A 14,542-nucleotide genomic window follows, 5' to 3' on the forward strand; every position below is an offset into this window, starting at 1 on the left:
GTCAACTGTTTTTAATATATTATTGTTCCGATACCTTCTGGCGAGAATAGTTCTAAAAGAAGTGAATGAGGTACACGTCCATCGAGGATAGTTGCTTTTTCAACACCCATTCTGATTGCTTCAACGCAACAGTCAATCTTCGGAATCATTCCACCTTTGATTATGCCTTCAAGACATAGTTTAGGTATTTGATGTAATCTTAAGGTAGTAATTAGAGTAGAAATATCTTTTGGATCTTTCATAACTCCTGGTACGTCAGTAAGTAGTATTAATCTTTCAGCTTTTAGGGCAGCAGCAATTTTTGCTGCACAAGTATCAGCGTTTATGTTATAGGCTTTATTATCTTCTTCACCTATAGCAACACTACCAACAACAGGTATATATCCTGAATTTATAGTAGTTTTAAGGATTTCAGTATTTACTTTAGTTATTTCGCCTACATAACCTAAGTCAGCATCTGCCTCTATTTTTTTAGCTTTTAAAAGAGAACCATCCATTCCGCATAAGCCGATAGCCTTACCGCCAAACTTCTCAATTAAAGAAACTAAATTTTTATTTACTTTTCCGCCTAAGACCATTTGAACTACTTCAATAGTAATGTCATCAGTATATCTTAAGCCATTAATAAATTCACTTTTGTGATTTAATCTATTTAATAAATCTGAAATATCAGGACCTCCACCATGTACAACAACAGGCTGAATTCCAACACATTTCATTAAGACAATATCATTTATCACTGTTTCACGAAGTTCTTCACTTACCATTGCATTTCCACCATATTTTACTACGATTGTTTTGCCATAGTATTTTTGGATATATGGTAAAGCTTGAACTAATATCTCAGCTCTTTCATTATGATTCAAAATAACACACCCCACTTTTTCAGTTGGCAGTTAACAGTTAACTGTCCTAACTTCTGTAGTCTCCATTTATTTTTACGTATTCATAACTTAGGTCACAGCCCCAAACGTAAGCATCATGATCGCCTAAGAATAAATTCACTTTAATTACAATTTCATTTTCGCTTAGTACCTTCTTCGCAATATCTTCATCGAAAGATAGAGAGCTACCAGCTTCACAAACTTTTATAGAACCAGCAGAGCTTTCAAAAGATACATCTACTTTTTCAGGATCAAAATCAATCTTTGCATATCCTAATGCGCAAAGAATTCTTCCCCAGTTTGCATCACTACCAAACATTGCAGTTTTTACTAAGCTTGAATTAATAACACTCTTTCCTAAAATAACAGCATCTTCTTCAGTTTTTGCTCCTAAAATCTGACACTCTAATAATTTTGTAGCACCTTCACCATCTTTGGCAATGTTTTTAGCCATAATTGTATTTAAGTTAGTAAGAACTTGAACAAAAGTATAGTAGTCATCATTTTTTTCTGTTATAGTAGGATTTTCTGCTAAGCCATTAGCGAGTACTAATATCATATCGTTAGTGCTAGTATCACCATCAACACTAACTCTGTTATAAGTTACAGTAACACTTGATTTTAATGCTTCATCTAAAAGTTCAGGAGCAATGGAAATGTCAGTTGTAAGGAATGAAAGCATTGTTCCCATATTTGGTTCAATCATTCCAGAACCTTTTGCCATTGAGCCTATAGTAACTTTTTTATCTCCTAAATAAAATTCTACAGCTAATTGCTTCTGAAAGGTATCAGTCGTCATAATTGCTAAAGATGCATCGTTAGAGCCATCTTTTGATAACTTTTCTGTAAGCAATGGAATTCCGCTTTTAACAGCATCTATATTTAGAGGAACCCCAATTACCCCTGTAGATGCAACTAAAACATCATCAGTTTTTAAATTTAATGCCTTAGCTTGAAGAGAAGTCATCTTCTTGGCCTTATTTAATCCGTCATCACCATTACAAGTATTTGCATTACCGCTATTAATAATTATTGCTTGTGCTTTTTTGTTAGATAAATGCTCCTTTGTAATATAAATAGGAGCTCCTTTAACCTTATTTTTTGTATACATTCCAGCAGCAGCTGCTGGTACTTCAGAATATATTAAAGCTAAATCCTTTTTTAAGTTACTTTTCTTTAATCCACAGTGTATACCTGAAGCTAGAAAACCGTTAGGAGCTGTGACTCCACCATCTATATATTTTATATTCAAAAACATAACCCCCTTTTTTAATGGACATATAAAATAATTTCATTCTTTATATTAAGATTTGCACTAGAAAGATGGAGCAATTAAGTTCAATCCATCTGTTTCATCAAATCCCAAAATAATATTCATATTTTGAATCGCTTGTCCTGCAGCGCCTTTAATCATATTATCTATAGAACTTACAACGATAATTTGATCTTGTCTATGGTTTAAATGTAACGAAATAAAGCAGTCATTTGTTAATCTTACATTTTTTATAGAAGCAGTTTCCCCAAGTGGTAAGATATTAACAAATGGTTCATCTTTATAAAAATCTACATATAATTTGTGGATTTCTTCAAGATTTACTTTAGCTTTTGGTGCACAATAAATAGTTGAAAGAATACCTCTATTAATTGGAAGTAAGTGAGGAGTAAAAGTTACACTTACTTTATCCTTTGCCATTTTAGACAAGGTTTCTTCAATTTCAGGAGTATGTCTATGAGCTCCAACTTTATATGGTGCAAAAGTTTCATTTTCTTCTGGGAAATGAGTATTTAAAGTTAATCCTCTTCCAGCACCTGTAGTTCCAGACTTTGAATCACAGATAATACCTTCTAATTTTATTAATGAATTTTTTAGTAGCGGCATTAAGCCTAATTCTATAGTTGTTGGATAACAGCCAGGATTAGCAATTAGAGAACATTGCTTAATTTTTTCTCTATTTAATTCTGGAAGTCCATATACACTATTTGAGTGAATTTCTGGTTGTGTAAATTTCTTACCATACCATTCTTCATATTCAGCTTCATTAGATAATCTAAAATCTGCACCCATATCAATACAAATCTTTTTGTTATCAATTGCTTTTTTGGCTATGTCTTCACTTAATCCATGAGGAAGTGCAGTGAAGATTACATCACATTTAGATACAACATCATCTGCGGATTCGCATATTAAACCTGTTTTATTGAAAAAGTTTGTATATACTTTACTAATTTCTTGTCCTTCAAATGAAACTGAACTTAAAGCAGCAACTTCAACTTTAGGATGAGATAATAGTAATCTTAAAAGTTCAGCACCAACATATCCAGTAGCGCCTATTATTCCGACCTTGATCATTTAAAAGTGTCCTCCTTAATGTAGTAATATTTATATTATATAATTTGCTTTTGTAAATCTTTTTATATGTATAGAGTTTTAGTTAACCTATTTCAATTGTCTATAAAATTTCATAAGAGAAACTTTATATTTTAAATTTCATAGACAATTGAAATTTGTCTTAAAGAAGAAACTATACATTTCTTCTTTAAGACTTATAATTATCATATTTCTTTAGATTTATTTATAAAGTATTCTAATGCAGCAATTTGCATCTTAACTGATTCTGTAGAAGGTCCACCAATAACTTTACGTTCTTCTACACAAGTTACTAAATCTATTGCATGATATACATCCTCTTCAAAGATAGGGGAGAAGCCTTTAAGTTCTTCAAGAGTAAGTTCTTCAATCATTATATTTCTCTTAATACATTCAAGAACTATTTCACCAACTACCTCATGAGCATTTCTAAATGCCATTCCTTTTTTAACTAGGTAATCAGCTAGGTCAGTAGCATTAGTGAAGCCAAGGCCAGCACCTTTTCTCATATTATCCTTTTTAACCTTCATAGTTTTTATCATTCCACAGAAAGTTTTAAGTGAAAGGGTAACAGTATCTAATCCATCAAAAAGAGCTTCTTTATCTTCCTGCATATCTTTGTTGTATGCAAGAGGAATTCCTTTCATAACAGTAAGTAAAGTCATAAGGTCTCCGTAAACTCTTCCTGTTTTTCCTCTAACTAATTCTGCAACATCTGGGTTTTTCTTTTGAGGCATTATACTGCTTCCAGTACTATAACCATCATCAAGTTCAATAAAACTAAATTCATTTGTACACCAAAGTATAATTTCTTCTGAAAATCTTGATAGATGCATCATTATCATTGAAAGACAAGAAAGTGTTTCAATAGCATAATCTCTATCAGATACAGAATCTAAACTGTTTAGTGTAACTTTTGAAAAACCAAGGTCACGAGCAACAGCTTCTCTATCTATTGGATATGTAGAAGTTGCAAGAGCTCCAGAGCCTAAAGGCATTTCATCAACTCGCTTGTAGCAATCAGAAAGTCTGCCAAAATCTCTTTTTAGCATTTCAGCGTAAGCTAAAATGTGGTGAGAAAAAGTTATTGGCTGAGCCTTTTGTAAGTGAGTATATCCAGGCATTATAGTATCTATATTTTCCTTTGCTTTTTCTAAAAGAACGTCTTCTAGTGCTATGATATCTTCTTTTAAAGCCACAATTGCCTTTTTTAAATATAATCTTAAATCTAAAGTTACTTGGTCGTTTCTGCTTCTTCCAGTGTGAAGCATTTTTCCATTATCCCCAATATAGTAAGTTAATGTACCTTCAATGAAACTGTGTATATCTTCAGCAGTTTCATCAACTTCAATAACGCCATTTTCCATTCTCTTTAGTATTTCAAGAAGGCCAGAAGTAATTCTCTCGCTAGCTTCCTTTGGAATTATGTTTTGATTTCCAAGCATGGAAGCATGAGCAAGACTTCCTTCAATATCTTCTTTATACATTCTAGAATCAACATTTATAGAAGAGTTAAAATCATTAACTAATTTGTCGGTACCTTTTTTGAATCGTCCGCCCCAAAGCTTCATTATATCTCCTCTTTCTTAATTTTTTCATTCATCTTAGCATTTACAACTGTAGGTAAACCAAACAGATTTATAAATCCAGCTGAATCCTTTTGATCGTATACTCCATCTTCTCCAAAAGTTGCATATTCTTCACTATATAATGAGTAAGGTGAAGTCATACCAGCATTTACAATATTTCCTTTGTATAATTTTAATTTGATTTCTCCTGTAACTGTTTCTTGAGTCTTTTTAACAAATTCATATAATGCTTCTCTAAGTGGAGTAAACCATTGTCCGTTATATACTATATCAGCAAATTTTAATGCTACTTGTTCTTTATAGTGAGATGTTTCCTTATCTAAGCAAAGTTCTTCCAAATCTTTATGAGCTTTGTAAAGAATAGTTCCACCTGGAGTTTCATAAACACCTCTTGATTTCATACCAACAAGTCTATTTTCCACCATGTCAGTAATACCAATAGCATTTTCTCCACCAATTTTATTTAATTCATCTAATAATTCAACGCTGTTCATCTTTTTGCCATTTAAAGCAACTGCAATACCTTTTTCGAAAGTTAATGTAATGTAAGTAGCTTCATTTGGAGCAGCTTCAAGTGTTTTACAAAGTTCTAAAATCTTATCATATTTAGGTTCATTTTCAGGGAATTCTAAATCTAGACCTTCATGACTTAAATGCCAAATGTTTTTATCTTTACTGTAGTTTGTTTCACGATTAATTTTTAATGGAATATTTTTTGCTTCTGCATAATCTATTTCATCTTCTCTTGATTTAATATCCCAAATTCTCCAAGGAGCTATTATTGGCATTTCTGGAGCAAATGCTTTAACTGCCATTTCAAATCTTACTTGGTCATTTCCTTTACCAGTACAACCATGACATATTGCATCAGCACCTTCTTTTTTTGCAATTTCAACTAATCTCTTTCCGATCAATGGTCTAGCAAATGAAGTACCTAATAAATATTTTCCTTCATATATAGCACCTGCTTGAATAGTAGGGAAGATGTAATCATCAACGAACTCTTGAGTTAAATCTTCAATATATAATTTTGATGCTCCTGTTTTGATTGCTTTTTCTTCTAAGCCATCAAGTTCATCCTTTTGACCTACATTTCCGCAAACTGCTATTACTTCACATCCGTAATTTTCCTTTAACCATGGAATAATAATTGATGTATCAAGTCCTCCCGAATATGCTAAAACCACTTTATTATACTTTGCCATTTTAAAAGCCCTCCTCGATAATTATATAAATTAAATTAATAAATTTTTCTAAGTTAATTTGATGTTTATAATTATACAGTTTTGAAATAGAATAATCAAGTGTTATTAGTAATAATATTCATAAAAATTAAATAATATACATGAAATTTTAAAAATTATGCATAAAATATTTAATTTTATGCATAAAGTAGGTTTGAATAAATATATAATTTATACCGCGTTATCGTATATATTTATGCATTTTTAATTGAGATATATGAAATGTTTTTTGATTGGGTATAAGAAATATTAGTATTTTCAATGGATAATTAAGGCATTAATTTGATGATACTTAAAAGCATATATTAAATATGCAAATTAAATTTAACATTATTCATTATTAAAGGAAAAAAATATAAAAGATAAATTATATTTAGACAAAAAAAGTTTAATATTATTCATAATATATTAAAGTATATTTTCAAAATTAGGTAGTTGTAATTTTTTTAGATGATCAGTGTTATGTTTTAATAAATGTAATGAAGTATGGGCTTCAGTTTCATCTTCATGAACTAAATAAGTAGATAATTTTACAGCTTCATTTAGTAAATTATCAAATTCTTGATGACTTAAATATATAGATGTAACAAAATTTTTTTCTTGGATCGAATTTAATAATTTAAGAGAGTCAGTATATCCACTTTCAAAATCACCATTTGTTATCTTTATTTCTATATTTTCAGCTTGATTTTTAATATCATCGCATAAATTAAGTACAGAATTATTTAAGATGTAAACACATATCATGGTAAATAAAAAGAGAAGTATAGATAAAAAAGCATTTCTCATTAAGCATCCCTCTTTTCATATTTATCAAAAAGTTGAAATTTAAATTTACCTTCTGTATCATATAAAGCTATTAATACGTGTTTTATTGAAGAGATATTATGTTTTTTCAATAAATCAAGTATCCATTGTTCATCTTTATCAATAGAAGTTAATGAATTTTTGTTGATTTTTCCATCAGAAATCAATATTTGGGGAAGTTTTACTTCAGCTTTTTGCGTGGAAGCAGAAGATTTTTTAGAAGAATTATAATCTGCAGGAAGAATCGACATCTGTCCATCATTTTCAAGGATTGCATATTGAATTTCATCTAGATTAAAATAATTAGCAAGCCTTAATTCCTCAAGTAATTCATCAATATTCAACTGCTGCCTTTTTAAGGTTGAATAATTAATCTTTCCATTATGTATTAAAATACAGGGCTCTCCATCTACAAATTTTCTTGTCCATTGAAATTTCAAACCTATTTGAGTTAGTACTGTTTTTAAAAACAATAATGTTATTATAGGGATAATTCCTTGTAATAATGGCAATCTGGTATCTTGCATAGGCAGAGAAGCTAAGTCTGAGATCATAATTGTTATTACAAATTCATATGGTTGAAGCTCTCCTATTTGCCTTTTTCCCATTAATCTCATTGTTATGACAACTAGTAAATATAAAATTCCAGTTCTAATAGATACTACAAACATAAAAAAACCACCTCAGAAATTAATATTTGCAAAAATAAAATTAATATTCAAAGTAAAAATAGATTTATCCTTTTTAGTAAAATTGTATATAATATACTTGGGGAAGTTAAGAATTCAGAGTTTTGGACTCTATTAAATATAAGAATTGAGAGGAATGGTTTAATATATGATTAATGAAGGATCTATACTTAAAAATAAAACAATCAAAGCTAAAAAAGGAATAACATTTTACAATTTAATTCTTGAATATCATGGTAATAAAGAGAACGTTAAAGATATTGCTATATGTAAGTTAAATGGTAAGTACCATGGGTTGACTGAAGAAATTCAAGAAGATGGAGAAGTAGAATTAATAGGCTTTGACACAGAGATTGGAATAAAAATTTATACAAGAACCTTGCAATTTATATTTATTAAAGTAGCTCTGGACTTATTTCCACAAGCTAAAATAACAATAGAGCATGCAATAAGTAAGGCTGTATATGGTGAGATTCATAAAGAAACCCCCTTAAATGAAGAAGAGATTAATAAAATAAAAACAAAAATGCAAGAAATTATAGATAGAGATGTACCAATAAATAGCATAATTACTTCTAAAGAAAAAGCTATGGAGATATTTAGAGGGTACAAAATGGAGGATAAAGTAAAGCTATTAAAATATTATAATATAAAAGATGTACACCTTTATGAGCTTGAAGGAAGGTATGATTATTTTTATGGATCAATGGCATATTCTACAGGAGTAATCAGAACTTTTAATGTATTTCATTATGAATCAGGGTTTATACTACAAAGACCTTTTAAAAAGAATTTATATGAATTACCTCAGTTTAAGGAGCAAAAGAGCTTAACTAAGATATTTTTGGAAACAGAAAGATGGCTTACTATATTAGGAATTGAAGATGTTGGAACCTTAAATGAAAAAGTTTTAAATAAGGAATTAAGAAATGTAATAATGGTGTCAGAAGGGCTTCATGAAAAAAAAATAGCCAATATTGCTGATGAAATTTTTAATAAAAAAGATGTAAAGGTAATATTAATTGCAGGCCCGTCTTCCTCAGGGAAAACAACTTTTGCAAATAGATTGAGTATACAGCTTAGAGTAAATGGATTAATACCTATTCCAGTATCTTTAGATAATTATTTTGTTAATAGAATAGATACGCCTAAAGATGAAAATGGTGATTTTGATTATGAGTCAATTAATGCTTTAGATTTAAATTTATTAAACAATAATTTGGAAAGACTGATGAAAGGTGAAGAAGTTGAACTTCCAATTTATAATTTTAAAACCGGAGAAAAAGAATGGAAGGATTATAGAGTTAAATTACCAGAGAATGGAGTTTTAATACTTGAAGGAATTCATGGATTAAATCCAAATCTAATTTCAGATGAATTGAATAAAAACGTGTTTAAAATATATATATCAGCATTAACTCAATTAAACATAGATAATCATAATAGAATTTCTACAACAGATGTTAGAAAAGTGAGAAGAATAGTTAGGGATTCCTTATCAAGGGGATATGGAGCAGAAGACACTTTAAAAATGTGGAAATCAATAAAAAATGGAGAAAAGAATAATATATTTGTATATCAAGAGCAGGCTGATGTAGCTTTTAATTCCACATTGGTTTATGAACTTGGAGTATTGAAGCCATATGCATTAAAGGAATTAAATAAAATAACAGAAGAAAGCCCTGTATATTCAGAGGCTATAAGATTAAAAGCATTTTTGAGCTTTTTTGAGACAATTGATATTGAAGAGGTTCCTAAAAATTCTTTGTTAAGAGAATTTATTGGTGGATCAGCTTTTTATGAATATTAAATTTTATAGTAGTATTTTTTGGCTGATAAAATAACTTGTGTAATTGGTTCATGTTTAACAGTTGATAATGGAAGATTATGAATAATAGTATTATAAAATAATTTATGGAGTGAGTTTTTAGTGAACTTGCTCTTTTTATATTGTTACCGCCAATAAATATAATGATTTATTAAGTATTTTGTATGGATAAAACCAATGCCTAGATATAAAAGTATACTTATTCAGTCATTTAATTTACTAGTTAGATACTAAATATATATTATGTAAGAACGAGATATACTTGAATTATAGGATAAGAATTTTATAACTCAAGTATTTTTTGTGTAGGAATATTAATAATATTGATACTTTTATAGCTAGAAGACCTTAGTTATAAGAATTTATAACTAAGCCAAATCTAAAGATAACTTTTGAAAGTAATAGAAACACATAGTTTGCGGAGAAGATTTTCTTCTGTTGTTATTTATATTTGTCTAAATATCTAAAAAACACATATTCCATTATAGCATTAGCTGTCACCCTGGATTTAAATTTAATATTATTTATTTCATATTCGCTTGAGAATATAAAAAGACATTTGTCAGATAGGTTGGCTAATGTATTATAGCCTACACTGGTAACACATATTATTTTACAGCCTCGTGTTTTTGCTATATTCACAGCCTTGATTACTTGAGGAGTTTCTCCAGACATTGATATAGCAATAATTAGAGTTCTCCTATCAAGATCACTTGCTGTAGAATACATTATGCTTGTGTCATTAAAATATCTACAATTTTTTTCTACAAGATGAAATTTTCTTGAGATATCTATACATACATCTTTTGAGGAACCCTCTCCGTAAAAATCTATTTTTTCAGCATTGTAAATTAGACCTATTACTTCATCAATTACAGAATCATTAATTAAATCTTTAGTTTTAGCAATATCATCAAATAAAAATGTATTATTTGATGATATTTTATGGTTTCCCTCTTTGCTTAATGAACTCTTTAAGTTTGCTTTAAATTCAGCATATCCTGAATAAGATAATTTATTGCAGAATCTGACTATGGTTGCAGTAGAAGTAAAAGTTTCCTTAGAGAGGTCTTGAATTCGCATGTTTGATACTTTTTCAGTGTTCTCCAATATGTACTTAAGTAAATAATTCTCATTTTTATTTAATAGTTTTCGATTTTTTTCAATAGTATCAAATATTGTCATGTGATACCTCCTTAAATGAATACGATCAAGAGTAAAAGTGCAACAAAACTTGATAGAATTTTAGTAAGTAAAATATGTATTAATGCTCTACTAAATTATTATATCACAGAAATGAAAATATTTTCAGGAATGTATATTATACTACATTTGAAAATGTTTTCTAAAACATTTAAAACCCTTTTTTTATTGAAAATAAGGCACTATACTAAAAGTAACATGAATGGTACCTCATGAAATCTTATAAAATTTGTATAATAAGAGATTAATAATACTTTATATATTAGATAAGGAGATGTTATTAGATGAAAAAATTCAATGTATCATTAGTTGGCGGAGGTAGTACATGGACTCCTGGACTTCTCACAAGTTTATGTAAGTTAAAGGATAGATTTCCTATAAATAAATTAGTTTTATTTGATATAGATGAAGAACGACAAGAAGTAATTGCTAATTATGCAAAAGTATTGTTTAAGGAAAAGTACCCTGAATTGAATTTCCAATACACTACTAAGGTTGAAGAAGCCTATATTGATATTGACTTTGTAATTATGCAAATGAGAACTGGCGGCTATAAAATGAGGGAAAAAGATGAAAAAATTCCTTTAAGTTTAGGGGTAATAGGACAAGAAACCTGTGGTGCAGGAGGATTTGCTTATGGGCTTAGATCTATACGAGACATGATTAAGACAATAAAAGATATACGAAAGTATTCTAAAGATGCATGGATACTAAATTATACAAATCCAGCAGCTATAGTAGCTGAAGCGGTAAAAAGGGAATTTCCTAAAGATAAGAGAATTTTAAATATATGTGATCAACCCGTTAATTTATTACGTTCTTATGGCAGAGTACTAGGAAAAGATTCTAAAAATTTTGAGCCAGTTTATTTTGGATTAAATCATTTTGGATGGTTTACTAATTTATATGATGAAAATGGGATTGATTTGGTTCCAGAACTAAGAAAAGTAATAAAAGAGAGAGGATTTATTCCAGTAGATGCAGAACAAAGAGACAAATCATGGCTGGATACGTATGCAATGGTACAGGATATGGTTGATGATTTCCCAGAATATCTTCCTAATACTTATTTACAATATTATTATTATCCTGACTATAAAGTTAGCCATTTAAATCCAAATTATACAAGGGCAAATGAAGTTATGGAAGGAAGAGAAAAGAGAGTATTTGAAGAATGTAGAAGAGTTGCCAAAGCAGGTACAGTAGAAGATTCTGTTATGGTTCACAATGATGCACATAGTGAATTTATGATAGAAGTGGCTGAATCTATTGCTTATAATCTAAAGAAAATATATATAGTTATCGTGGAGAATAATGGAATAGTATCTAATTTAGATGATGATGTAATGGTTGAAGTTGCTTCGATAATGACAGCAAATGGACCAAGACCTCTTGCAGTAGGAAAAATTCCTACATTTTATAAAGGCTTAATTGAAGCACAATCGGCTTATGAAAAATTAACAGTTGATGCTTATTTTGAAGGATCATATCAAAAAGCATTACAGGCATTAACACTAAACAGAACTATTGTGTCTGCAAAAAAAGCAAGAGAAGTCTTAGAAAAATTAATAGGAGCTAATAAGGAATATTGGCCTGAATTTAAATAAATTACATTTAATAATAGTTTAGTAATAGTATAATTTGAATTATTCATATGTCATTTGATTTTATATAAATAGAATATTGGTATATTAGAATCATACCAATATTCTAGTAAAATGTTAAATAATTATTTTACGAGGAGGAAGAATAAATGAAAAATAAAAGTTATTTTTCTAAATTTCAGCAATTAGGGAAAGTATTAATGACCCCAATACTTATATTGCCGATTGCTGGTATATTAATGGGAATTGGATCTGCATTTTTAAGTCCATCTGTAATGAAAACGATGCCTTTTCTACAAGTGTGGTTTTTAAAGTTATTTTTTAACTTGCTTAAAGCATCAGGATCAATTGTATTTAGCAATTTACCAGTAATCTTTGCAATATCTATAACTATAGGTTATGCAAAAAAAGAGAAGGGGATTGCAGCACTATCTGCCTTTTTAGGATATATGGTTATGAATGCAACTATGAGTACATTACTTATTAATTTTGGTAAAATAAATCCAGATAAACTGCTAGTGGGACAAGCTAGTATACTAGGAGTTCCTACAGTTGATACAGGAGTCTTTGGAGGAATTATAGTAGGATTTTTAATTGTATATTTACATAATAAATATTACAATATATCATTGCCTCCTGTTTTATCTATATTTAGTGGTACAAAGTTTGTTCCAATGGTTGCCATTATTGGATCATTGTTTTTAGGATTAGCATTATCTATAGTATGGCCTTTTATTCAAAGTATATTAAATCAATTAAGCATACTAATTAAAAACTCTGGTGCTTTTGGTTCTATGATATACGGTCTAGCTGAGAGGGCACTTCTTCCTTTTGGACTTCATCATTTTGTATATCTTCCATTTTTCTTTACAAGTCTCGGAGGAAGTATGGATATAGGTGGAAAAGTGGTTGAAGGCGCTGTTAATATTTATCAGGCTCAACTAGCTACGCCAGGAGAACTTTTCAATATTGATGTCACTAGATTTGCTATGAATGGTAAGGTTATAGAATCTATGTTTGGATTGCCAGGTGCAGCTTTGGCTATGTATAAGTGTGCAAAGCCTGAAAGAAAAAAGGTTATAGGAGGATTTTTCCTTGCGGCAGTAATTCCAGCTTTCTTTTCTGGAATTACAGAACCAATTGAGTTTTCCTTTTTATTTATAGCACCAGTATTATATGGAATTCATGCAGTATTCGCAGGAATAGCGTATCTATTAACTTATTTATTACAAGTTAATATACCTGGTAGTGCAGCTTTTGGAGGACCTTTCTTAAGTTTTATATTTAATGGAATTATGCAGTCAGATAAAGGTTCTAACTGGATATTTGTCCCCATAATAGGAGTCATATATTTTGGTTTATATTATTTCAGTTTTAAATTTGCAATAAAAAAATGGGATTTAAAAACTCCTGGAAGAGAATTAGAAGAAGATTCACAAGAAAGTTCAATAGTTTCATCAAGTGATGCAATAATTAAAGAGATAGTTGATGCTCTTGGAGGGAAAAATAATATTAAAAGCGTAGATGCGTGTTTTACAAGATTAAGGGTTTCTGTTAATGATATGTCTAGGGTTAAAGATGAGAATACATGGAAGAAACTTGGTGCTAATGGGATTGTTAAGGTTAAAGATGGTGTTCAGGTTATATATGGAGCCAAAGCTGATGTTTACAAAACCCAAGTAAGAGATTTAATTGGAATGGAGTAGGTGATTCTGTATGTTTAGCAAATTATTTAAGAAAAAAAATAATGGTGTGGTATGTTCTCCTATAGAGGGAAAAATTGTTGATGTTTCAGAAGTCCCAGATCCAGTATTTTCTGGCAAGATGATGGGTGAAGGTATTGCAGTAATTCCTGAAGGAAATACTATATGTTCACCTGTAAATGGTTATGTAGCACAAATTTTTAAAACTAAGCATGCAATTTTACTAAAGAGCGATGATGATTTAGAAATAATAATTCACATTGGATTAGAAACAGTTAATTTAAATGGTGAAGGGTTTGAGGTTCTAATAAATCAAGGAGAAGAAGTAACTATAGGTAAAGAACTCATAAAAGTAGACTTTGAATTCATTAAGAATAAAGGAATTAATACAATAATTCCAGTTGTTATAATTAATCATGCAGATAAAAATATTATAAAGTATTTGGGATATAAGCAATCAGGTGCTTCTATAATGAAGATTTCTTAATAGAAAGTTGATGTATAATGGAAGCAAGGTATTAAAGTTTGTAATAGCCAAGAGTACAGAGGATACTCTTGGCTATTATTGTTGGTGTGCCCAGCATGGGCACGTGCTAATCGGTGAAAGTCCGTAATGGGGGCTG

12 protein-coding genes are annotated in these 14,542 nt (G+C 29.7%); 4 read left to right on the plus strand and 8 right to left on the minus strand.

From position 1 onward, the window contains the following. Positions 1 to 11: 11 nt before the first annotated feature. The 7 genes from argB to GXK56_RS21755 all read right to left on the minus strand — a co-directional run bounded on the left by argB (position 12) and on the right by GXK56_RS21755 (position 7,563). On the minus strand, positions 12 to 869 hold the full coding sequence (gene argB, locus GXK56_RS21725; RefSeq protein ID WP_202127928.1) for an acetylglutamate kinase: 858 nt from the start codon (positions 867 to 869) through the stop codon (positions 12 to 14). 43 nt (positions 870 to 912) lie between these two features. Next, positions 913 to 2,136 (minus strand): bifunctional glutamate N-acetyltransferase/amino-acid acetyltransferase ArgJ, encoded by a 1,224-nt coding sequence (argJ, locus tag GXK56_RS21730; protein WP_160691371.1) that lies wholly within the window; start codon positions 2,134 to 2,136, stop codon positions 913 to 915. Positions 2,137 to 2,199: 63 nt separating this feature from the next. Then, the gene (gene argC / locus GXK56_RS21735) at positions 2,200 to 3,234 is read right to left on the minus strand and encodes an N-acetyl-gamma-glutamyl-phosphate reductase (protein ID WP_160691373.1); all 1,035 of its coding nucleotides are present in this window, start codon (positions 3,232 to 3,234) and stop codon (positions 2,200 to 2,202) included. 203 nt (positions 3,235 to 3,437) lie between these two features. After that, positions 3,438 to 4,823, minus strand: a complete 1,386-nt coding sequence (gene argH / locus GXK56_RS21740) for an argininosuccinate lyase (protein ID WP_160691375.1) — start codon at positions 4,821 to 4,823, stop codon at positions 3,438 to 3,440. Beyond that, a complete protein-coding gene (locus tag GXK56_RS21745; RefSeq protein ID WP_160691377.1) occupies positions 4,823 to 6,046 on the minus strand; it encodes an argininosuccinate synthase in 1,224 nt (407 codons plus the stop codon). The genes argH and GXK56_RS21745 overlap by 1 nt, the downstream gene beginning before the upstream one ends. Positions 6,047 to 6,493: 447 nt before the next feature. Beyond that, positions 6,494 to 6,874 carry a DUF4363 family protein gene (locus GXK56_RS21750; RefSeq protein ID WP_160691379.1) on the minus strand — a complete coding sequence of 127 codons (381 nt, stop codon included), beginning with the start codon at positions 6,872 to 6,874 and terminating at the stop codon, positions 6,494 to 6,496. Then, entirely contained in the window at positions 6,874 to 7,563 is a 690-nt protein-coding gene (locus tag GXK56_RS21755; RefSeq protein WP_160691381.1) for a DUF421 domain-containing protein, read from the minus strand. The genes GXK56_RS21750 and GXK56_RS21755 overlap by 1 nt, the downstream gene beginning before the upstream one ends. A gap of 166 nt (positions 7,564 to 7,729) precedes the next feature. Here GXK56_RS21755 and GXK56_RS21760 point away from each other — a divergent pair, with 166 nt between their 5' ends. Continuing rightward, a complete protein-coding gene (locus GXK56_RS21760) occupies positions 7,730 to 9,391 on the plus strand; it encodes a nucleoside kinase (RefSeq protein WP_160691383.1) in 1,662 nt (553 codons plus the stop codon). Between the two features lie 459 nt (positions 9,392 to 9,850). Here the strand turns inward: GXK56_RS21760 and GXK56_RS21765 are convergent, their stop codons facing one another. After that, positions 9,851 to 10,594, minus strand: a complete 744-nt coding sequence (locus GXK56_RS21765; protein ID WP_160691385.1) for a MurR/RpiR family transcriptional regulator — start codon at positions 10,592 to 10,594, stop codon at positions 9,851 to 9,853. Positions 10,595 to 10,896: 302 nt separating this feature from the next. Here GXK56_RS21765 and GXK56_RS21770 point away from each other — a divergent pair, with 302 nt between their 5' ends. The 3 genes from GXK56_RS21770 to GXK56_RS21780 all read left to right on the plus strand — a co-directional run bounded on the left by GXK56_RS21770 (position 10,897) and on the right by GXK56_RS21780 (position 14,406). Continuing rightward, positions 10,897 to 12,219 carry a 6-phospho-alpha-glucosidase gene (locus tag GXK56_RS21770; RefSeq protein ID WP_160691387.1) on the plus strand — a complete coding sequence of 441 codons (1,323 nt, stop codon included), beginning with the start codon at positions 10,897 to 10,899 and terminating at the stop codon, positions 12,217 to 12,219. Between the two features lie 146 nt (positions 12,220 to 12,365). Further along, complete coding sequence (locus GXK56_RS21775; protein ID WP_160691389.1) at positions 12,366 to 13,922, plus strand: PTS transporter subunit EIIC; 1,557 nt, start codon at positions 12,366 to 12,368, stop codon at positions 13,920 to 13,922. 10 nt (positions 13,923 to 13,932) lie between these two features. Next, positions 13,933 to 14,406, plus strand: a complete 474-nt coding sequence (locus tag GXK56_RS21780; protein ID WP_160691391.1) for a PTS glucose transporter subunit IIA — start codon at positions 13,933 to 13,935, stop codon at positions 14,404 to 14,406. Positions 14,407 to 14,542: the final 136 nt, after the last annotated feature.

Origin of the sequence: Clostridium sp. C2-6-12 (assembly GCF_009928485.1) — a bacterium.
In the GTDB taxonomy this organism is placed as follows: Bacteria; Bacillota; Clostridia; order Clostridiales; family Clostridiaceae; genus Clostridium.